The sequence below is a fragment of the Comamonas testosteroni genome, from assembly GCF_014076415.1.
In the GTDB taxonomy this organism is placed as follows: Bacteria; Pseudomonadota; Gammaproteobacteria; order Burkholderiales; family Burkholderiaceae_C; genus Comamonas; species Comamonas testosteroni_F.
This window is the reverse complement of the sequence record NZ_CP043568.1, coordinates 1,489,958-1,509,694: the sequence shown is the minus strand read 5'-3', so window position 1 is coordinate 1,509,694 and position 19,737 is coordinate 1,489,958. Positions and strand designations below refer to the sequence as shown.

Sequence of the window (19,737 nt, the reverse complement as noted above, 5' to 3'; positions counted from 1 at the left end):
CCTTAAACGCTTATGTATAAAGCGCTTTAAGCTATAAAAATTGGAATCATCAGTCCTTGAGCGACGCCGCAGCACGCAGCCGCCCGACCACGCCCGTGGGGAAGTAATAGACCGAGAGCACAAACAGCAGACCCAGCCACAGCAGCCAGCGGTCGGGCGACAGCAGGGCCGACAGCCATGGCAGGCTGACGGCAGCTTCGCTGCCTAGCCGCAGCAAATCCTGCAGATAGCTTTGCGCGACCAGAAAGATGACGGAGCCGATCACCGCGCCATAAATCGTGCCCATGCCGCCGATGACGACGATGAGCAGGCAGTCCATCATGATCTCGAAGGACAGTGTGGTGTCCGGCCCGTTGTAGCGCAGCCAGACCGCCAGCATGGCACCGGCCACGCAGGCGAACAGGGCCGAGAGCACGCTGGACGTGGTGCGATAGACCACCACGCGGTAGCCGATGGCCTCGGCACGGAACTCGTTCTCGCGAATCGCCTGCAGCACGCGGCCAAAGGGCGAATTGACGATGCGCAGCAGCATCAGCACCAGCAGCAGCGCCAGCACAAACAGCAGGTAGTAGCTGATGATCCTGCCGTCGATGAGGGTACCGAAGATCTCGTTCTCGAAGGGCTCGAAGCTGGGCGACAGCCATTCGGGCATCTTGAAGGTCAGGCCATCCTCGCCTCCCGTCCAGTCGGACAGCTGCGAAGCCAGGGTCTGAAATGCGGCCGCCACGGCCAGCGTGATCATGGCAAAGAAGATGGCGCGCACACGCAGGGAGAACAGGCCGATGGCCAGGGACAGGAGCAGCGACACCAGCAGCGCCGCACCCAGCCCCAGGGCCAGCGCCCCCCAGCCCGCCCCCAGCTTGCCGGAAGCAATGGCCACGCCATAGGCGCCTATGCCGAAGAACATGGTGTGGGCAAAGCTGACGATGCCGGTATAGCCCAGCAGCAGGTCAAAACTGGCAACCAGCACCACAAAGATCAGCACCTTGGCCGCCACATTGAGCGCCTTGACACCGGGGAAGGCAAACGGCGCCACGGCAAGACCGAGGAAGATCGCCAGCAGCATCAGTGCCAGGATGCGACTGCGCGGCAGATCGCCGGAGAGCAAACGGTTGAGCATCAGACTAGCCTTTCAAACTTTCATGGCGCCACGTATGCAGCCGGCATGCACCAAGCCAGTTGCCACCGAGCAAGGGCCTGGGCCGGCCGCGCCGCCCCGCTGCGAGGGTGGAGTCCCCCTTCCAGGGGGAAGGCGCGAAGCGACTCTGGGGGTATCTCATCTGTTGGCGACCGGATAGATGCCTTGGGGACGCCACAGCAGGACGGCCACCATGAGCGCGATATTGGAAAACAGCGCCACCTTGGGCACGAGAAAGCCCGTGTAGTTGGCCATCAGCCCCACCAGCAGTGCTCCGATGAGAGCGCCACCGGTGCTGCCCAGCCCGCCGATGATGATGACGATGAAGATCAGCACATTGACCTGGGCGCCCATCTGCGGAATCACGTTCTGCTGGTACAGCCCCCACATCACGCCGCCCAGCCCGGCCAGGGCCGAGCCGGCCACAAACACGCCAATGAAAAGGTTGCGCACCCGGTAGCCAAGCGCCTCGACCATCTCGCGATCCTGAACGCCGGCGCGGATCAGCAGGCCCAGCTTGGTGCGTGCAAGCGTCCAGGCCAGCCCTGCAAACACCAGCGCGCCCACCAGCACGGCAAACACGCGGTACTTCTCCACGGCCGCATCGCCCAGCAACCACGCACCCTTCATGGCATCGGGCAGGGGCAGCGGTATCTGCTGCGGGCCCCAGATGACCTTGATCAGCTCCTCGCCGATGATCATGCCGCCCATGGTGATGAGAATCTGCTTGAGATGCTGGCCATAGACCGGGCGCACGATGAAGCGCTCGAACGCCAGGCCCACGGCGCCGGCCACCAGCATCGCCACCAGCATGGCCGGAAAGACAGCGGCCAGATTGCGCCAGAGCTGGTCCGAGCCAGTCCAGTCGCCCATGACGCCAAGCACGCTGGTGGCCACAAAGGCGCCGAGCGCGATAAACACGCCGTGCCCGAAGTTCAGCACATCCATGAGGCCGAACACCAGCGTCAGACCCGAAGCAATGATGAAGACGATCATGCCCATAGCCAAACCTGCAACCGTCAGCGTCAACCAGGTGCTGGGCGAACCCACCAGCGGCAGCGTCACCAGCGCCAGCAGCGGCACCAGCAACAGCGGCTTGTAATCCATATCCTTGAAGCTCATGCAGGCTCCCTCCGATTGCCCGCCAACACTGCCAGATCCATGGCGGCTTGCGAGTGAGACATAAAGACGGATGGCATGTCCGATGCGATTCCCCTCATAAGGACAGCCCCAGCAGCGTCTGCTGCAGCTGCGCGTCGGCCGCCAGATCGGCCATGCGGCCTGCGTGGATGACACGGCCGTTGTCCATCAGGGCCACGCCGTCGCCCAGGCGTTTGGCGAAGTCGATGTTCTGCTCTACCAGCAAGATGCTCACGCCGCCGGCCTTGAGCTGGGCAAAGGCCTCGATCATGTTGTTGATGATGGCGGGAGCCAGGCCCTTGCTGGGCTCGTCGACGATCAGCAGATCGCGCGGCTCGACAATGGCGCGCGCCACGGCCACCATCTGCTTCTGCCCGCCGCTGAGCTTGCCCGCAGGCGCATTCCAGAACTTCTGCACGGCCGGGAACAGCTGGTATATCCAGTCCAGCCGGGCGGCATCCATCTGGCCCGCATGGGCGGCGGCGCGTGCCGCCAGTAACAGGTTTTCCTTGACCGTGAGATCGGCAAAGATGCCCATGTTCTCGGGCACATAGGCGATATTCAGGCGTGCAATGGCCGGCGTGGACAGCTGGGCAATGTCCTTCTGCGCAAACCGGATGCTGCCCTGGCTGGCCTGCCACAGGCCCATGATGGTGCGCAGCGTGGTGGTCTTGCCGGCGCCGTTGCGGCCCAGCAGCATGGTGACCTCGCCCTGCGGCACGATCAGGTCCACGCCATGCAGTATGTGATAGGCGCCTATATGGGTATGGACGCCGGACAGTTGCAGCAAAGGGGCGGATGCCTGGCTCATGCGTCCTCCTTCACGGCATTGCCGAGGTAGGCCTGCTGCACCACGGGCGAGGCGATGACCTCGGCAGGCTTGCCGTCGGCCACCAGCTGTCCATTGGTCAGCACGATGATGCGATCGGCGAGTTCACGCACCACATCCATCTTGTGCTCCACCAGCAGGATGATCTTGCTGCGGTCTTTTTTGAGTTCGCGTATCAGGTCCAGGATCACCGGTGCCTCGTCATGGCTCATGCCCGCCGTGGGCTCGTCAAACATATAGACCTGCGGCTCCAGCGCCATCAGCAGCGCCACCTCCAGCTTGCGCTGATCGCCGTGCGGCAGGCTGGCGACGACGGTGTCGGCACGCTCGGACATGGAGACCCGCTCCAGGATTTGTCGCGCACGCTGCGTGACCGCCCGGTGATCGCTCCAGATGCTCCAGAGGTTCAAGCCGCGGCGATGCGCTCCCGTCATGCTGGCCTGCACCGCCAGCCGCACGTTCTCCTGCACGCTCAGATTCGGAAAGAGATTCGTGAGCTGAAAGGCCCTGCCCAGCCCGGCGCGCGTACGCGCCGAAGCGGGCAGGCCGCTCAGATCGCGTCCCCCCAGGGTGACCGTGCCGGAGCTAGCCTTGAGCTGGCCCGAGATCAGGTTGAAATAAGTGGTCTTCCCTGCCCCATTGGGGCCCACGATGGCCGTGAGCGTGCCCGGCTCGAACGAGCAGGTCACAGCGTTCACGGCCACATGGCCCCCAAAACGGATGGTGAGATCTTGCGTTGCCAGAATGCCCATGGAAGCGGATCTTTCCTTCTCGAATGCGTGCGGTCGCTGCTCAGGGGCAGGTACCGATCACGTAATAGTTGCTGCCAGTCTGCTTCAGCGTGGTGGTGTAGAACACATTCCACAAGCCCATGTTCTGGCCCGAGCCGTTGGCATAGGCATAGCCGCCTTGCTGATAGGCGCGGTTGGCCTGTACATGGGCGTAATTGCTGGCCGTGGTGCAGGTGCCCACAGGATTGCTGCCGGTCAGCGTCGAGGCGCTCGCGGCGGCAGAGTCGGCACTTTCTGCACCATTGCCGTCCACGGCCCGTACCGTCCAGCTGTAGCTGGTGGCAGGGCTCAGTGCCGCATCGACATAGCTGGTGGCAGAAACAGGGAGCGCGTTGGCCTTGTTGCCGTTGCGATAGACGTTGTAGCCCGCCGCGCTGGTCACAGGAGCCCAGTCCAGCTGCATGCTGGTGCTGGTCGCAGCCGACGCGCCCAGTCCCGTAGGAGCCGCCAGCGCTGGCTGGGTCGGGTTTCCTCCGCCGTTACCGCCACCGGTGCCGGAGCCCGCGCCGGAGGCGATGCGATCGATCATGGCCTTGATGGCCGTCATCTGCACGCCGCTCTTCTGCGCAAAGTTATTGCCATACCAGCCGATCCAGTCCCAGCAGGCATTGGGATTGGCCAGCGAACCGCTCTTGCTCGTGCTGCGGTTGTTGTTGTCCACCTGGGTCTGCGGATACAGCACGATGATGTTGTTGGTATCCGCCCAGCGGCTGAAGCCCGTGTTCCTGACGAACTTGTCGCCAATCTTGTCCGTGCTCTGCTGACAGCCGTGCAGCACCACATGCAGCCTGCACTGCGTGCCGCTGGCGCAGCTCTGCGGCACATAGAGCCAGCCGGTGCTGGCCATGCCGGGGTTGGCATTGGTATAGCTGGCCTGGTTGAACTCTATGTAGTTGCCGGTGGCCGGAGCATCGTTGCGCGGATTGAGCGCACCATAGAAATGCGTGAGTGCGGCTTTGGCACCGTCATAGCCGCAATTGCTGATATAGGGCGAAGCGCTGCTGCTGCAGGCATTGTTGCCGCTGCTGTCGAAGTCGGTGGGCAGCACATGGGCAGCCCCCGAGCGCTTGACATAGGCGATATTGGCCTGCGGCACGCCATTGTTCAGATACTGGGTCTGCAGCGCATCGGTGAGGTTGGGGCCCACCGTGTAGTCGCTGGTGCCCGTGAAGATATAGATCTTCTGCGCCGCGATCCGGCTCTTGGCATCGATGCTGGCAGCGCTGCTGTAACTGTCGATGCTGGACTGCATGGCATTGAGCTGCGCGCTGCTGATGCTGGCGTTGTACATGCAGGCCGTGTAATTGTTCAGGCCGGCGCACATATAGGGGCCTGCCGCAAAGATCCCCACCCCCATGAAGCTTGCCGAATAGGCATTGCCCAGCTGATTGGCCATGAAGCCGCCCGACGACAGCCCCGAAACGCTGATCTGGTCGGTGGCAATGTTGTATTGCCCCAGCGGCATGGCCGCCCCCGCGGCCAGGTTCACGCCGCCCCATAGCACCAGCGCGGCAACACCGCTTCTCCAGGATTGAACTCGCATGCTTTGTCTCCGTGAATCGTTGAAATAGGAATGAGCAATGCCAGCCCTCGTGTTCCCGAGGGTTCATCAATTGAGAGGACGGGTGGGCGCGGGAGGATCTCCCGGCCGGATCAGCGCTGGTTGCGCACGGGAACGTTCATTTCCTCAGGCTTGATCTCGCGCACCAGCTCGGGCACGCCCCAGGCCATGGCCGGATCGTTCTTGATCCTGAAGTGGTACATGCTCTGCATGGCCTGGTGATCTTCCTTGCGGAAGGTCATGACGCCCTTGGGTGTATCGAAGCTCATGCCTTCCATGGCCTTGATCAAGGTGTTGGTCCTGGTGTCGCCGCCACTCTTCTTGAGTGCTGTGACAATGGCCATGGCGGCCGAGAAGCCGCCCGCCGTGAAGAAGTCCGGCGGAGCCTTGAACTGCTTGTAGCTCATGGAGACCATGGCTTCGTTCACCGGATTCTTGGGAATGCCGAAGTAATAGTAGGTGGCGCCCTCCATGCCCGGCAGATTCTTGTAGGCGGCCATGGCGGGCAGTATGTTGCCGCCCGTCGCAATCTCGATGCCGTAGCGCTTGAGGTCCATGTCGACGATCTTGAAGGGATTGCCGGCACCGGCCCAGACAATCCAGATCACCTTCTTGCCCGGAACATCCTTGAGCCTGTCGATCAGGCGCTGGGCGCCGGCCGTGAAATCGGTGGTGGCTGCGGGCAGATACTCTTCATGCACCAGCTTGCCCTTCTTGACCGCTTCCTTGAAGGCCTTGACGCCGTCGCGGCCGAAGGCATTGTCCTGGGCCAGTGTCGCAATCGTCACTCCGGGCTTGTCGATGGCTACGGCATTGCTGATCGCATCCTGGCTGGAGTTGCGTCCGGTGCGGAAGATGTATTTGTTCCACTTGTCGCCGGTGATGGAATCGGCCACGGCGGGCTCGACAATCAGGATCTTCTTGTACTCCTCGGCCACGGGCAGCATGGCCAGCGCCACACCCGACGCGCTGGGGCCGACAGCCAGATCGGCCTTGTCGTCGGAATAGGCGGCGGCCAGCAGGCTCTTGCCCAGGTCGGGCTTGCCCTGGTCGTCTTTCTCGATCACCACCAGCTTCTTGCCTGCCACCGTCATGCTGCCGCCCGTGGCGTATTCAAGCCCCATCAGCAACCCCGCCTGCGTCTGCTTGCCATAGGCCTCCAGCGGCCCGGTCTTGCTGTAGACATGGGCAATGCGGATTTCAGATTGCGCCAGGGCGCCGGGAACATGAACCACCATGGCCGCCAGAACGGCCGCCTGCAACAGGCTGCGCTTGTGCATGTGTTGTCTCCTTGAGGATGGATGCGGTGTGTCCGCTTGTCTTTGTATGGTGTGCAGTTAGCAGTCTTCGTGCCAGTCTGGTTTTCCTCTGAGTCTTGTTTCAGCTCGCATCCAGATTGCCTGAAAATCAGACAAAAAATGCCTTAAAAAAAGACACTGCACAATTTCAATACACTGCTTCAGGCCTCGCCTCGGTCAAAGTTCAAGCTCCATGAAAAAAGGACCACCGGGGTGATCCTTTGAGCTTTCATGCGGCATCGCGTTTTCTGTCCAGCTCCAGCAGCCGTACGGCGTTGTCCTTGAGAATGCCGGGCATGACCTCGGGCTTGAAGCCGGCGACCTCGAAGTCCTTCATCCAGCGCTCGGGCGTGATTAGCGGGAAGTCGCTGCCGAACAGCACACGGTCCTTGAGCAAGGTGTTGGCGTACTGCACCAGCTGCTTGGGGAAATACTTGGGACTCCAGCCCGAAAGATCGATCCAGACATTGGGCTTGTGCAGCGCCACCGAGATCGCCTCGTCCTGCCAGGGAAAGCTGGGATGGGCCATGACGATCTGCATATCGCCGAAGTCCACAGCCACGTCGTCCAGCAGCATGGGGTTGCTGTAGGCTAGGCGCAGGCCGCCGCCACACTTCATGCCGCTGCCGATGCCGCTGTGGCCGGTGTGGAAGATGGCGGGCAGCTTGTAGTGGTTGATGACCTCGTAGATGGGCCAGGCCATGCGGTCATAGGGATGAAAGCCCTGCACCGTGGGATGGAACTTGAAGCCCTTGACGCCGCATTCGGTGATCAGGCGTTCGGCCTCGCGCGCACCCATCTTGCCCTTGTGCGGGTCGATGCTGGCGAACGCCACCATCATGTCGCTGTTCTCGCGTGCGGCATCGGCAATCTCTTCGTTGGGGATGCGGCGGCGGCCCAGTTGGGCCTCGCTGTCCACAGTGAACATCACCAGACCGATCTTGCGCTCGCGGTAGTAGGCAATGGTTTCGGCGATGGTCGGGCGCAGCGAGCTGCCGAAGTATTTGTCGGCCGCGCGGTCGTACTCCTCGCCATAGCTGTCAAAGGGATTGCGGCAGCTGACTTCCGCATGGGTATGGAAGTCGATGGCGATCAGATCTTGATGGTTCATGGGTGGGTCTGCTTTGGGTATTGAGTCAAATCAGCCTCAAGCGCTTGTCACGCCTGCGGCACCTGCTCTCGAAATTGAACAAAGAAATCAATACTCGATGGATTGGCCATGGCATCGGGGCTGGCCACCTTGGCCGCGTCCGCTCCCAGCAGCAGCTTGCGCACAGGTACCTCCATCTTCTTGCCGGTGAGGGTGCGCGGAATCTCGGCCACTTGTACCACCACATTGGGCACATGGCGTGCCGAAGCCTTGGTCTTGATGGCGTTCTTGATCTGGGCAGTCAGCTCGCCCGTCAATGCCTGGCCTTCGGCCAGAGTCACGAACAGCGGCATGAAGGAAGGTCGGCCCAGGTATTCAAGGTCGACCACCAGGCTGTCCTTGACGGCGTCAAGCTCTTCGACGACACGGTAGATCTCCGCTGTGCCCATGCGTATGCCGAAGCGGTTGATGGTGCTGTCCGAGCGTCCGTAGATCACAGCCGTGCCGCGTTCGCTGAACTCGATCCAGTCACCATGGCGCCAGTAGCCGGCAAACACGTCGAAATAGCTGTCGTGGTAACGCGCCCCGCTCTCGTCATTCCAGAAGAACACAGGCATGGAGGGCATGGGCTCGGTAATCACCAGCTCGCCGACCTCGGCCACCACCTTCTGGCCCTGTTCGTTGAAGGCATGGGCAGCCACGCCGAGTTCGCGGCACTGAATCTCGCCCGCGTTGACGGGCAGTATGGGCGCGCAGGCCACAAAGCCCGAGGCGATATCCGTGCCGCCACTGATCGAAGCCAGCCACAGATCGCTTTTGACGTTCTCATAGACCCAGGCATAGGCATCGAGAGGCAGTGGCGAGCCCGTGGAGTTGATGGCACGCAGCTTCTCGAACTGGCGCCCCTTCTTGGGCGAGACACCATCCTTCATGCTCTTGATGAGGAAGGCTGCGCCGCAGCCAAAGATGCTGACCTGGTATTGGTCAATGAAGTCCCAGAGCGCATCATCATTGGGCGCCGTTGGGTTGCCGTCGGACAGGATCACGGTCGCGCCGGCCAGCAGGCTGCCTATCATCAGGTTCCAGACAATCCAGCCCGTGCTGCCCAGGAACATGAAGCGATCGCCGGGCAACACATCGTGCTGCAGGCGATTGGTCTTGAGGTGGGTGAGCACGATGCCGCCATGACTGTGCACCATGGCCTTGGGCAGGCCGGTGGTTCCCGACGAGTACACCACCCACAGCGGATGGGAGAACGGCACGCGCTCGAACTGCAGCGGCGCTGCATGGCACGTTGCATCGGCCCAGCTCATGCAGTCACGCCAGGGCACGGCCGCATGTTCGGCATCGCTGCCGAACAGGGGCCCCGGCACATGAATCACCTGGGCAATATCGGGCAGTCCCCTGAGCACCTCGTCCAGCACTTCACGGCGATCGAACTGCCTGCCGGCATAGCTATAGCTGTCGGTCGCGAAAATCAGCTTGGGCGCAATCTGCTGGAAGCGATCCAGCACCACGGATACGCCCATCTCAGGCGCGCAGCTGGACCAGATGGCGCCAATGCTGGCACAGGCCAGAAACGCCACCACGGTCTGCGGCACATTGGGCAGATAGGCCACCACGCGATCGCCACGCCCTATGCCCAGACCGCGCAGGCTTGCCGCCAAGGCGCCCACATCGCGCTGCAGCTGCTGCCAGGAGACTTCGACCGGGGTCTGGCCCTCGCAGCGCGCAATGATGGCCGGACGCTGGTCGCTGGCCTGGTGGAAGATGTGTTCGGCGTAGTTGAGCCGGGTTTCGGGAAACCACTGCGCACCGGGCATCTTGCGGCTGGCTAGCACCTGCGTCGGGTCACCATCGGCCTGAATGTCGAAATAGTCCCAGATGGAGCGCCAGAAGCCTTCGATATCGGTTGCCGACCATTGCCACAGCGCCTCATAGTCGGGGAAGTCACGGCCACGGCTGTCGCGCAGCCAGTCCATGTAATGCCACAGGCCGCTTAGCTCCTGCTGTTGCTGCGTGGGCCTCCACAATTCCTGCCCTTGTACCAATGCCATGCTGTCTCCGGACTCAAATTAGATATTTTTTATAACTATATAAACAAACAAAGCCCTGCCCACCAAGGGCAATCCCTAGCATGGCTCATAAATTCAGCTTCTCGAGCCGGTGATACAGCTTGGCGCGCGATATGCCGAGCGTCCTTGCAACGGCCAGCTTGTTGCCCCCATGGGCCTGCATTGCGGCCCGTATGGCGCGGGTTTCGAGATCGGCCATTTGCTCGGCCAGCGGCTTGAGCAGATCACCCGCCGCTGGCATCGCCGCCATGGTCTCCTGAGTCAGGGGCTGCCGATGCGGAGCCTGAAGCTCCACCCCGGACGAGCGCAGCACCTGCGCCAGCAGGCCGGCATCGATGTGCGAGTCATCGCAGCGCATGGCGGCCTGCTCCAGCACATTGCGCAGCTCGCGAATATTGCCCCGCCAGGCCTGTGCGACCAGCAATTCCAGCGCCCCCTTTCCCAGCTCCGGCGGAACCATGTCGTTGCGCAGCGCCAGATCCTCGCAGAGCACTTCCACCAGGGCCGGGATATCGCTGCTGCGCTCGCGCAGCGGCGGCACGCGAACGGGCAGCACATGCAGCCGGTAGAACAGGTCTTCGCGGAAGCGCCCGTCGCGCACCATCTGCAGCAGATCCCGAGAGGTGGCGGCCACCACGCGCACATCGAAATGCACGATCTGGTTGGAGCCCAGCGGCTCGATCTCTCCCTCCTGCAAGGCGCGCAGCAGCTTGGCCTGCAGACTGGCGGGCATGTCACCGATTTCGTCGAGAAACAGGGTGCCGCCATCGGCGAGCTTGAACTTGCCATCGCGCGTCTTGCGCTCGGCCCCGGTAAATGCGCCCGGCGCCACGCCGAAGAATTCGGCCTCTAGCAGCGTCTCGGGAATGGCCGCGATATTGACGCTCACAAATGGACCGGCAGACCGCGCCGATGCGGCATGGATGGCATGGGCCAGCACCTCCTTGCCAGTACCGGTCTCGCCCAGCAGCAGCACAGGGCTCATGGACTGGGCCGCCCGCCGCGCCTGGCGCTTGACCTCGACCGCAGCCGGGCTGCTGCCCACAAAACTGGCAAAGCTGTATTTGCTGCGGCGCGAACCCTGTACCGACGCCTGCAAGCTGCGGCTGCGCTGGGCAGCCAGCTCGCGCCGCGCTTCATCGAGATCGCGCTGCAGCATCGCGAACTTGCTGATCAGCGGCTGCAGGGTCGTCTCGGGCTGATCGAACAGCACAATGCCGATGGCACCGATCACGCCTCCTTCGTCGTCATGCAGCGGCAGGCGACTGACGACAAAGGTCCCTGCACTATTGGTCAGCAGATCGATCAGGACAGGCTTGCCGGTCTCCAGCACGCTGCGCATCTGCGTGTTGGGGATGACCTCCTCCACCATATGCCCGAGAAAGTCGCCCACACCGGCCACGCCCAGGCGCGGCAGAAAGCGCTCGTAGCCTTTGTTGACCCAGACAATGCGCCCGCTCCTGTCGACCAGAAACATGCCCTGGCTCATTGACGAGAACAGCTGAAACATGGACCGAGCCGCCAATGCATAGATGCCGTCGGCATCGTCGGGCAGCTCGCAAGCGAAATCGTTGGGTAGCAGTTGGCTCATTTCCATCATCGCGCCATGGTAGGGCGACATTACCCCAAAACCATCGGCACAGACCTCTAGCGCCTCTTGCACACTATCAATACATGAGCAAGATAGCGCATTCAAACCAATGCTTGAGTCTGCCTTCATAAAAAAATCCCCTGTCCGGCTCACCGAACAGGGGATATGAATGCAACGGGCTCCATGCGTGAAGCACCCGCAGCAGGCTAGGAAACGGGACTCAGGCGGCGCTTGCCTCCCGGGCCTGTTTGGCCTCCGACAGGCGCTTGAGCACACGGGGAATGATCAGCACGGCCAGCACAATGATGATCAGCGTCAGCGACATGGGTCGCTGCAGGAAGATCCACCAGCTGCCCTCGCCGATCGACACTGCGTTGCGCATCTGCGCTTCGGCCAGAGGGCCGAGGATCATGCCCACCACCACGGGAGCGGTGGGGAAGTCGAAGCGGCGCATGATCACACCGAGCAAGCCAATACCGTAAAGCAGGAACAGATCGAAAGCGCTCTGGCGCATGCCGTAGGCACCGACCGTTGCGAAGATCAAAATGCCGGCATACAGCTGGGGACGCGGAATCTTCAGCAGCTTGACCCACAGGCCCACCATGGGCAGGTTGAGCACCAGCAGCATCACGTTGCCGATGTACAGCGAGGCAATCAGCGCCCAGACCAGGGCCGCAGAGCTGGTGAACAGCTGGGGGCCGGGGTTGATGCCGTAGTTCTGGAAAGCGCCCAGCAGCACGGCCGTGGTGTTGCTGGTGGGAATGCCCAGAGTCAGCAGCGGAATCAGGGCTGCGGTCACGGTCGCGTTATTGGCAGCTTCCGGACCGGCCACGCCTTCGATGGCGCCCTTGCCGCCGAACTCGGCCTTGTCCTCGCCCTTGGCCAGCTTCTTCTCGGTCGCGTAGCTCAGAAAGGTCGGGATCTCGGTGCCGCCAGCGGGAATGCAGCCAAACGGTGTGCCCAGCAGCGTGCCGCGCATCCAGGCGGGCCAGGAACGCTTCCAGTCACGCTTGGTCATGTGCACACGGGTCAGCTTGTTCTGCGACTCCTCGACCTTGCCTTCATACATGGCTGCATACAGCACTTCGGCCACGGCAAACAGACCCACGGCCACGAGCACGATGTCGATGCCGTCCAGCAGTTCCATCTTGCCGCCGGTATAGCGCGCAGCACCGGAGATCTGGTCCATGCCGATGCAGCCTGCAGCCAGGCCGACAAACAGCGCCGTCATGCCGCGCAGCGAGCTTTGGCCCAGCACGGCGCTCACGGTGGTGAAGGCCAGCACCATCAGCATGAAGTACTCGGGCGGGCCCAGCTTCACGGCAAAGTCGGCGACATAGGGAGCAAACATGGTCACCACCACGGTGGCAAAGGTACCCGCGAAAAACGAGCCGATCGCAGCGGTTGCCAGCGCCGCCCCGGCTCGGCCGCTCTTGGCCATCTTGTTGCCTTCCATGGCGGTGACCATGGATGCCGTCTCACCGGGAGTGTTCAGCAGAATCGAGGTGGTCGAGCCGCCATACATGGCACCGTAGTAAATGCCGGCAAAAAAGATCATGGATGCCGTCACATCCACCTTGGCGGTGATGGGCAGCAGCATGGCCACGGCCACGGCCGGGCCGATACCGGGCAGCACGCCCACGGCCGTACCCAGGGCACAGCCCACCAGAGCCCACAGCAGATTCGCGGGCGTGATGGCCGTGGCAAAGCCAGCCATCAAAGCATTGAAAATATCCATTACAGCCACCCCGTTTCAGTCAGGCCAGGCAGATTGATGGCCAGGAACTTGGTAAACATCCAGAACACCGGTGCCGCAATCAGCAGCCCCGTGATCACATCCTTGACCCAGGTGGCCGGTGCGGACGCCTGCGGCTGATGCGCGGCTCGGCGCAAGCCCTGCACGGCCAGCACATAGCAGATGGTGCAGCTGAAAACAAAGCCCAGGGTACTGATCAAGGCCGCATTCACCAGCAGACCGGCCGAGACCCAGGCAAAGGGCAGGATGTCGGCCTTGGGCTGGCCGCCCGGGTCGGCCGCATGGCGAAAACCACCGCTGCGTGCTTCCCAGATCAGCAGGGCACCGCAGATACCCAGCACCACTGCGCAGACCCAGGGCAGGAAATTGGGACCGACGCCGCCGTAGCCGGAGTCCGAAGGAATCTGCAGTGCGCCAAAGGCCAGTCCCGCAGCAACCAGCAGCACGCCTGCACCGACAATGGTTTGCGCTCTCTTGGACGGTACGTTGGGGCTCTGCGGCTCGTCGGGGTCTGCATAGGCCGAAACCTGTGCGGCCTCCGCTGCCCGGGCCAGATCTTGGAAGGAATCAGACATGATGAATGTGTGTGATTTCAATGGTTTTCGGAACCCGCCAGAGCCGCCTTGCGGCAGCTCCCACGGCATCATGGGGTTGCACAAACCCTGGCTTGCGCCGTCAGGGGCAGGCCATCAATCAGTGCGGGGAGAAACAGCAGGACACAACGCGATCAGGGCTGAAGTCGCCAGCCCTGTGCCATGTCCATGGAGCGTGTTCACGCTCCAAGGGCCGCTGCAGAACGCAGCGGCCTGGTGATCATCAGATCATGCCGGACTTGGCCATGGTGGCGCGCAGGCTGGCGAACTCGTCGTCCACGAACTTGCCAAAGGCATCGCCGCCCAGCCAGGCAGGTGTCCAGTCGTTCTTCTGCAGCGCTTCAGCCCAGGCCTTGCTCTTGGTGGCCTTTTCGATCTGTGCGACCAGTTCGTCGCGCTGGGCCTTGGAAATACCGGGAGCACCATAGACACCGCGCCAGTTGCCGATTTCCACGTTGATGCCCTGCTCCTTGAGCGTGGGAACGCTGGACGCCGCACCCTTGAGGCGCTGGGCCGAGGTCACCCCGATGGGCTTCATCTTGCCGGTCGCGATGTACTCGGCAAACTCGCTGAAGCCGCTGCCGCCCACGGTGACGTTGCCGCCCAGGATGGCAGAGATGGCCTCGCCGCCCCCACGGAAAGCCACGTAGTTGATCTTGGCAGGGTCCACGCCCACTTCACGGGCGATCATGGCCGCAGCAATGTGCTCGGTGGAGCCGCGAGAGCCACCGCCCCACTTGACGGAACCGGGATCCTTCTTGAGCTGTGCCACCACTTCCGCCATGTTCTTGAACGGCGAATTGGCGGGCAGCACAAACACGTTGTATTCGCTGGTCAGGCGCGCCAGAGGCGTGGCCTGGCTCAGATTGACGGGAGGCTTGCCGGTAATGATGCCGCCCAGCATCACCGCGCCCATGACCATCATGGCATTGGGATCGCCCTTGCTGCCGTTGACGAACTGGGCCAGACCGATGGCGCCGGCAGCGCCGCCCTTGTTGTCATAAGTAACGGAAGAAGCCACACCTGCGTCCTGCAAGGCCTTGCCCAGGGCACGGCCTGTCGTGTCCCAGCCGCCACCCGGGTTGGCGGGCAGCATCATCTTGATGGCCGCCGCGGCCTGGGCCGACAGGGGCAAAGCACCGGCCGCCGCCAGGGCTGCCAGAGACTTCAGAAACGTATCACGACGCATGATGTACTCCTTATGTAGTTAGTGGGTGCAATCATGGACAGCCTGCCTGTCAAACAGCTGTCCAATCACCTAGGGCTATCCCTTAAGCAAGCCCGGTAGTTTCACGACTTGTCTGCGCATTCGCAGCGCAGTGCTATGTTCGGCAGCATGCAATTACTGCTTGTTGAAGATGATTCCGCCATGCGCACCACGCTGCAGCGCACCCTGATGCGCCGCGGCCTGCATGTGGATGTGGCGGCCGACGGCCCCAGTGCCCTTGCTCACTGGCAGGCCCGCGAACCCGATGCCGTGGTGCTGGACCTGAGTCTGCCCGGCCTCGACGGCCTGCAGGTGCTGGAGCGCGCCCGCGCCCTGGGCCTGCGCACGCCGGTGCTGATCCTGACCGCGCGCGGCACCGTGGGCGACCGCGTCATGGGGCTGAACGCCGGTGCCGACGACTATCTGGCCAAGCCCTTTGACCTCGACGAACTGGAGGCGCGCCTGCGCGCCCTGCTGCGCCGCAGCCAGGATAGCTTCACACCCCGATCGGGTTCCGAGGCCATCGTCCTCGGTGCATTGCGCTATGAGAAGGAAAGCGGCGCAATCTATCTCGACGGCAAGGTCCTGGAGCTGACGCCGCGCGAGCTGTCCATGATGCATGCGCTGCTGGCACGCCCCGGCCATGCGGTCACCAAGGAGCGGCTGTTCAGCCTGGTCTTCCCTGGCGAGGTCGATGTGCAATACGAGGCCGTGGAAGTCGTGGCCTACCGCCTGCGCAAAAAGCTGGGCGGCACCGGCGTGCAACTGGTCACCCTGCGCGGTCTGGGCTATCTGGTCAAGGCCGAGGCAGCGGCATGACAGCCAGTCCGGGAAGGACGCGGCCCAGGACAGCCTGGTCGCTGCGGCGCCTGCTGCTCACCGGCATCCTGCTGCCCGTGCTGGCGCTGATTGCCCTCAACGCCTGGAGCCTCTATCAGCAGACCCTGACATCGCTGCACACGGCTTATGACAGAACCCTGCTGGCCTCGGCCAAAAGCATCAGCGAACAGATCGGCGTCACCGGATACGACGATCAGGCACAGCTGCGCGCCATCGTTCCCTATTCGGCGCTGGAAATCTTCGAGGCCGACAACCAGAGCCGCATGTTCTACCGCGTCTCCACATTGGACGGTCAGCTGATTTCGGGCTTTGCGGAGCTGCCTGTCTGGAACGGTAGGATTCCGCAGCGCCCTCCCTATGCGGCGCTGGTGGACTTCTATGACGACGAGTTTCGCGGCCACCCCGTGCGCGTGGCCGTGCTGCTGCAGCCGGTTGCCAGTGCCGACGGACGCGGCATGGCCGTGATCCAGGTGGCCGAAACCCTGGAGCTGCGCGAATCTCTGGCCTTGCAGATTCTGCGTGACACCCTGATTCGTCAGGCCCTGCTGGTGCTGGTCGTCGCGCTGATCGTCATCATTGTGGTGCAGCGCGCCACCCAGCCCATACGCCAGCTCAGCCAGGACCTGCAAGGCCGTGCCCAGGGAGATCTGAGTCCGCTGGCTGCACCCGAGATGCCGCGCGAAGTCCAGCCCCTGCTGGAAGCCACCAACCAGACCATGCAGCGCCTGCAAGGACTGCTGAGCAACCAGAAGCGCTTTGTGCGCGACGCCTCGCACCAGCTGCGCACGCCGCTGGCCGTGCTCAAGGTTCAGGTGCAGTCGGCCAAGCGCGGCGATATTCCACCGGCCCAGGCCTTTGCCGAGATTGACGACACGGTAGACCGCGCCACCCGCGTCGCCAACCAGATGCTGGCCCTGGCCAAGGTCGAGCAGTTGCGCCAGGAAGACAGCAACCAGAACAGCGCCATGCTCGCCCAGCTCGACCATATCGTGCGCGACGTGGCGCTGGAGCTATCCCCGCTGATTGCCGATCACGACATGGACTTCGGCATCGAAACCCAGGCCTGCTGCGTCGCCGCCCATGAATGGATGCTGCGAGAGTTGACCCGCAACCTGCTGCACAACGCCATACGCCACACACCCAGGCACGGGAGTCTGCAGGTCGATGTGCGCGCGCGCAACGGCATGGCCCAGCTGAGTATCGAAGACAGCGGCAGCGGCATCGACGATGAACTGGCCCAGCGGCTGTTCCAGCCTTTTTCGGCGGGCAACGCGCGCAGCGGCTCGGGCCTGGGCCTGGCCATCTGCCAGGAGATCGTGCAAACCCTGGGCGGCCAGATCGAGCTGCGCAATCTGCACGACGAACTTGGCCGCGTGCGTGGCCTGCAGGCGCTGATTCAGCTGCCCCTGCACAATGGCGATACCCTGGACATGGATACTGCTCTGACTTGAATCGCCATCCCTTCACGCCGCAAAATACCGACATGAGTGAAACTGAATCCATGCGTCTGGACAAATGGCTATGGTGCGCACGGTTCTACAAGACCCGCAGCCTGGCTGTGGAGGAAATTGGCAAAGGCCGGGTCACGGTCAACAACGCCAATGCCAAGGCCTCGCGTGAAATCCGCCCGGGCGACCACATCCACCTGCGCCAGGGCAATATTCCCAGGGAAGTCATAGTGCGCGGGCTGAGCGGCATGCGCGGCCCGGCACCCGTGGCCCAGCAGCTGTACGAGGAAACGGCGCAAAGCATTGCCCAGCGAGAACAGCTGGCCGAACAGCGCCGTCTGGCCCCCGAGCCCGCCGAAGCACTGGCGGCCCAGCACACCGGCCGCCCCACCAAGCGTGACCGCCGGGAGATCGACCGCGTGCAGCGCAGCAGTGGCTGGGGCGACCGCTGGAGCGCTTCCATCGATGACTGAAAGCCTTCACCCATGAAGCGCAGGCTGCTGATCTCCACGCTCTCGACCCTGGCAGTTGCGGCAACCGGCGCCTTGAGCTGGTCGTGGCTGCGCAAGCGTCCGGGCAGTACCGAACGTCGATCCGTGATCCAGATGGTCTTCAGTCAGGCGCTGCCGCCACTGAGCGCCCAGCATCTGCAGCTGATACGCCTGCTGCGGGTGCAGTGGATGCCCATAGAGTCTGGGGCACCCGGCTTCGATCCCGTGCAGCCCTTTGGCGGCGATCTGTCCACCCTCGACACAGCCCAGCAAGTGCTGCGCATTCACGATCCTGCTCTGGCCACCCGGCTCCTGGCCGAAGTCTGCCTTTGGCTGCCGGAGTTTGTGGCAAACGCCACCTTGGCGCCCGGTCGCTATGCCTTGCCGCCCGACTTCTCAGGTCAGGCGCCAGACAGCAGCTTCGACTTTCGTCCCGAACACCTGACGCTGCTGCATGCCGCCCTGTGGCGAGAAGTCGGTACCGATGACCTGCCTTATGTCTTGGCCGAGGAGGAAGACGGCCAGGCGATCTGGCCCTTGCCCTATATCGACGGCAAGCGCCCGTATGGCGACCGCAGCTACTACCAGATCGATATGGCCGACATTCTGGGCAAGCCCTACGCCAGGAACGCACAGGGCCAGTACATTTTGCCGCCCCAGAAAGATGAGGCGCTCAAGCAGCTGCACCATCAGACCCAAGCCGCACTGCAGATCCTGCTCATGCATGGAATGCCTTCGGGGATCCGCAGCTTGGCGACCTGAGCCGGACCGGAGATCGGCTGCGGCGAAGCCTATCCCTCATAAAATATGAGCACTTAGCGCTTTATTCCAAAGCTTTTCAGGAAACTTTTACCTTGAAAATCTTTCAAATCTTGCGCAAGCAGCTCTTATTCAAGTAGCAATCAATCATCCTTGATGACGGCCAGACTCGCTCCTGCGCCTGGGCTGCTGGCACTCTTTTCATCTCCCTCGGCCTTCCTCGCGCATGTCTTCCGTTTTTTCAGCACCGCTTTCCTCTCCGTCCTCACTGATTCCCAGATGGCTGCGCCATGCCGGCCTCGCAATGCTGGTCATCGGCAGCGTAGCCTGCTCCGCCAGGATGCCTGCGCCCTCGGCAGCGGCCAGCCCCGCATCGCTCATCCAGGTCAAGAATCCCACGCGCAGCACGCAGGGCTTTGAGCAATGCCCGCAGTTCTTTGCCAATGGCAAAGCCCCCGTGCTCAGCGATCAGCCCAAGCTGCGTGCGCTGTGCTATGACGCGTTTGCCGTGCTGCACAGCGGCCAGAGCAAGACTCCCGTCTTCGTCGCTCAGCGTCTGAACAAGGCCCTGGTCGCCGATGCCGACGAAAAGCGCACCAACAAGTTCTACAGCGACGCCCGCCTGCCCCGCGATGAACGCGCCGAGCTGGACGACTACAAGCGCTCCGGCTACTCACGCGGCCACATGGCTCCCGCTGGCGACATGCCGACCGCACAGGCCATGGCCCAGAGCTTCTCGCTGGCCAATATGGTGCCCCAGTCCATCAAGCAGAACAGCGGCCCCTGGGCCCGTATCGAAAAAGACACGCGCAGCTATGCGCAACGGGCCAAGGGCGATGTCTACATCATCACCGGCCCGGTCTTTGATGCCGGCGCTGCCTCCGTTGGCCACAACCAGGTGCGTGTGCCCAGCTTTCTCTACAAGCTGGTCTATGACGCTCAGAGCCAGCGTGCCTGGGCGCACTGGCAGGCCAATGATGATGCGGCCCGCGTCACCGAGCCCATCAGCTACGCGGAGCTGGTGCGCCGCACCGGCATCGAATTCCTGCCCGGCGCTGCGCTGCAAGCCTCGGGCAAGCTCCAGCAGACATCCATGCTCCCTGCGCAGCCACACTGACTTCCCGTGTCCC

The 19,737-nt window shown here is 62.8% G+C and carries 17 protein-coding genes; 5 read left to right on the top strand and 12 right to left on the bottom strand.

From position 1 onward, the window contains the following. Positions 1-49 precede the first annotated feature (49 nt). The 12 genes from F0P97_RS06815 to F0P97_RS06760 all read right to left on the bottom strand — a co-directional run bounded on the left by F0P97_RS06815 (position 50) and on the right by F0P97_RS06760 (position 15,051). Entirely contained in the window at positions 50-1,120 is a 1,071-nt protein-coding gene (locus F0P97_RS06815; RefSeq protein WP_182286158.1) for a branched-chain amino acid ABC transporter permease, read from the bottom strand. Positions 1,121-1,276: 156 nt separating this feature from the next. Continuing rightward, on the bottom strand, positions 1,277-2,260 hold the full coding sequence (locus F0P97_RS06810; protein WP_182286157.1) for a branched-chain amino acid ABC transporter permease: 984 nt from the start codon (positions 2,258-2,260) through the stop codon (positions 1,277-1,279). Between the two features lie 94 nt (positions 2,261-2,354). Next, the gene (locus tag F0P97_RS06805) at positions 2,355-3,089 is read right to left on the bottom strand and encodes an ABC transporter ATP-binding protein (RefSeq protein ID WP_182286156.1); all 735 of its coding nucleotides are present in this window, start codon (positions 3,087-3,089) and stop codon (positions 2,355-2,357) included. Continuing rightward, positions 3,086-3,859, bottom strand: coding sequence for an ABC transporter ATP-binding protein (locus F0P97_RS06800; protein ID WP_043008568.1), 774 nt, complete (start codon positions 3,857-3,859; stop codon positions 3,086-3,088). Before F0P97_RS06800 ends, F0P97_RS06805 begins: the two co-directional genes overlap by 4 nt. 40 nt (positions 3,860-3,899) lie before the next feature. Further along, positions 3,900-5,441 carry a fibronectin type III domain-containing protein gene (locus F0P97_RS06795; protein ID WP_182286155.1) on the bottom strand — a complete coding sequence of 514 codons (1,542 nt, stop codon included), beginning with the start codon at positions 5,439-5,441 and terminating at the stop codon, positions 3,900-3,902. 110 nt (positions 5,442-5,551) lie between these two features. Then, complete coding sequence (locus F0P97_RS06790; protein WP_182286154.1) at positions 5,552-6,739, bottom strand: substrate-binding domain-containing protein; 1,188 nt, start codon at positions 6,737-6,739, stop codon at positions 5,552-5,554. Between the two features lie 247 nt (positions 6,740-6,986). Beyond that, complete coding sequence (locus F0P97_RS06785; RefSeq protein ID WP_034357944.1) at positions 6,987-7,868, bottom strand: amidohydrolase family protein; 882 nt, start codon at positions 7,866-7,868, stop codon at positions 6,987-6,989. A 47-nt stretch (positions 7,869-7,915) separates the two neighbouring features. Next, on the bottom strand, positions 7,916-9,904 hold the full coding sequence (locus F0P97_RS06780) for an acetoacetate--CoA ligase (protein ID WP_182286153.1): 1,989 nt from the start codon (positions 9,902-9,904) through the stop codon (positions 7,916-7,918). An 85-nt stretch (positions 9,905-9,989) separates the two neighbouring features. After that, positions 9,990-11,513 (bottom strand): sigma-54 interaction domain-containing protein, encoded by a 1,524-nt coding sequence (locus F0P97_RS06775; RefSeq protein ID WP_182286152.1) that lies wholly within the window; start codon positions 11,511-11,513, stop codon positions 9,990-9,992. 220 nt (positions 11,514-11,733) lie between these two features. After that, positions 11,734-13,251, bottom strand: coding sequence for a tripartite tricarboxylate transporter permease (locus tag F0P97_RS06770; protein ID WP_182286151.1), 1,518 nt, complete (start codon positions 13,249-13,251; stop codon positions 11,734-11,736). Beyond that, entirely contained in the window at positions 13,251-13,844 is a 594-nt protein-coding gene (locus tag F0P97_RS06765) for a tripartite tricarboxylate transporter TctB family protein (protein WP_182286150.1), read from the bottom strand. The genes F0P97_RS06770 and F0P97_RS06765 overlap by 1 nt, the downstream gene beginning before the upstream one ends. A gap of 241 nt (positions 13,845-14,085) precedes the next feature. Beyond that, on the bottom strand, positions 14,086-15,051 hold the full coding sequence (locus F0P97_RS06760; protein WP_003057571.1) for a Bug family tripartite tricarboxylate transporter substrate binding protein: 966 nt from the start codon (positions 15,049-15,051) through the stop codon (positions 14,086-14,088). A gap of 135 nt (positions 15,052-15,186) precedes the next feature. On the opposite strand from F0P97_RS06760, the gene F0P97_RS06755 reads away from it, so the two are divergent. The 5 genes from F0P97_RS06755 to F0P97_RS06735 all read left to right on the top strand — a co-directional run bounded on the left by F0P97_RS06755 (position 15,187) and on the right by F0P97_RS06735 (position 19,724). Then, positions 15,187-15,888, top strand: a complete 702-nt coding sequence (locus F0P97_RS06755) for a response regulator transcription factor (RefSeq protein ID WP_182286149.1) — start codon at positions 15,187-15,189, stop codon at positions 15,886-15,888. Continuing rightward, a complete protein-coding gene (locus tag F0P97_RS06750; RefSeq protein WP_182286148.1) occupies positions 15,885-17,360 on the top strand; it encodes a sensor histidine kinase in 1,476 nt (491 codons plus the stop codon). The genes F0P97_RS06755 and F0P97_RS06750 overlap by 4 nt, the downstream gene beginning before the upstream one ends. Before the next feature lie 32 nt (positions 17,361-17,392). Then, entirely contained in the window at positions 17,393-17,830 is a 438-nt protein-coding gene (locus tag F0P97_RS06745; protein WP_034349508.1) for an RNA-binding S4 domain-containing protein, read from the top strand. A gap of 12 nt (positions 17,831-17,842) precedes the next feature. Further along, positions 17,843-18,610: a hypothetical protein gene (locus F0P97_RS06740; RefSeq protein WP_182286147.1), complete on the top strand. Its 768-nt coding sequence runs from the start codon at positions 17,843-17,845 to the stop codon at positions 18,608-18,610. 301 nt (positions 18,611-18,911) lie between these two features. Next, positions 18,912-19,724: a DNA/RNA non-specific endonuclease gene (locus F0P97_RS06735; RefSeq protein ID WP_182287121.1), complete on the top strand. Its 813-nt coding sequence runs from the start codon at positions 18,912-18,914 to the stop codon at positions 19,722-19,724. Positions 19,725-19,737 lie beyond the last annotated feature (13 nt).

What these genes read in the sequence shown, in the direction of transcription:
- F0P97_RS06815 (WP_182286158.1), bottom strand. Translation starts at nt 1,120, where the DNA reads ATGCTCAACCGTTTGCTCTCCGGCGATCTGCCGCGCAGTCGCATCCTG.
- F0P97_RS06810 (WP_182286157.1), bottom strand. Translation starts at nt 2,260, where the DNA reads ATGAGCTTCAAGGATATGGATTACAAGCCGCTGTTGCTGGTGCCGCTG.
- F0P97_RS06805 (WP_182286156.1), bottom strand. Translation starts at nt 3,089, where the DNA reads ATGAGCCAGGCATCCGCCCCTTTGCTGCAACTGTCCGGCGTCCATACC.
- F0P97_RS06800 (WP_043008568.1), bottom strand. Translation starts at nt 3,859, where the DNA reads ATGGGCATTCTGGCAACGCAAGATCTCACCATCCGTTTTGGGGGCCAT.
- F0P97_RS06795 (WP_182286155.1), bottom strand. Translation starts at nt 5,441, where the DNA reads ATGCGAGTTCAATCCTGGAGAAGCGGTGTTGCCGCGCTGGTGCTATGG.
- F0P97_RS06790 (WP_182286154.1), bottom strand. Translation starts at nt 6,739, where the DNA reads ATGCACAAGCGCAGCCTGTTGCAGGCGGCCGTTCTGGCGGCCATGGTG.
- F0P97_RS06785 (WP_034357944.1), bottom strand. Translation starts at nt 7,868, where the DNA reads ATGAACCATCAAGATCTGATCGCCATCGACTTCCATACCCATGCGGAA.
- F0P97_RS06780 (WP_182286153.1), bottom strand. Translation starts at nt 9,904, where the DNA reads ATGGCATTGGTACAAGGGCAGGAATTGTGGAGGCCCACGCAGCAACAG.
- F0P97_RS06775 (WP_182286152.1), bottom strand. Translation starts at nt 11,513, where the DNA reads ATGAGCCAACTGCTACCCAACGATTTCGCTTGCGAGCTGCCCGACGAT.
- F0P97_RS06770 (WP_182286151.1), bottom strand. Translation starts at nt 13,251, where the DNA reads ATGGATATTTTCAATGCTTTGATGGCTGGCTTTGCCACGGCCATCACG.
- F0P97_RS06765 (WP_182286150.1), bottom strand. Translation starts at nt 13,844, where the DNA reads ATGTCTGATTCCTTCCAAGATCTGGCCCGGGCAGCGGAGGCCGCACAG.
- F0P97_RS06760 (WP_003057571.1), bottom strand. Translation starts at nt 15,051, where the DNA reads ATGCGTCGTGATACGTTTCTGAAGTCTCTGGCAGCCCTGGCGGCGGCC.
- F0P97_RS06755 (WP_182286149.1), top strand. Translation starts at nt 15,187, where the DNA reads ATGTTCGGCAGCATGCAATTACTGCTTGTTGAAGATGATTCCGCCATG.
- F0P97_RS06750 (WP_182286148.1), top strand. Translation starts at nt 15,885, where the DNA reads ATGACAGCCAGTCCGGGAAGGACGCGGCCCAGGACAGCCTGGTCGCTG.
- F0P97_RS06745 (WP_034349508.1), top strand. Translation starts at nt 17,393, where the DNA reads ATGAGTGAAACTGAATCCATGCGTCTGGACAAATGGCTATGGTGCGCA.
- F0P97_RS06740 (WP_182286147.1), top strand. Translation starts at nt 17,843, where the DNA reads ATGAAGCGCAGGCTGCTGATCTCCACGCTCTCGACCCTGGCAGTTGCG.
- F0P97_RS06735 (WP_182287121.1), top strand. Translation starts at nt 18,912, where the DNA reads ATGCTGGTCATCGGCAGCGTAGCCTGCTCCGCCAGGATGCCTGCGCCC.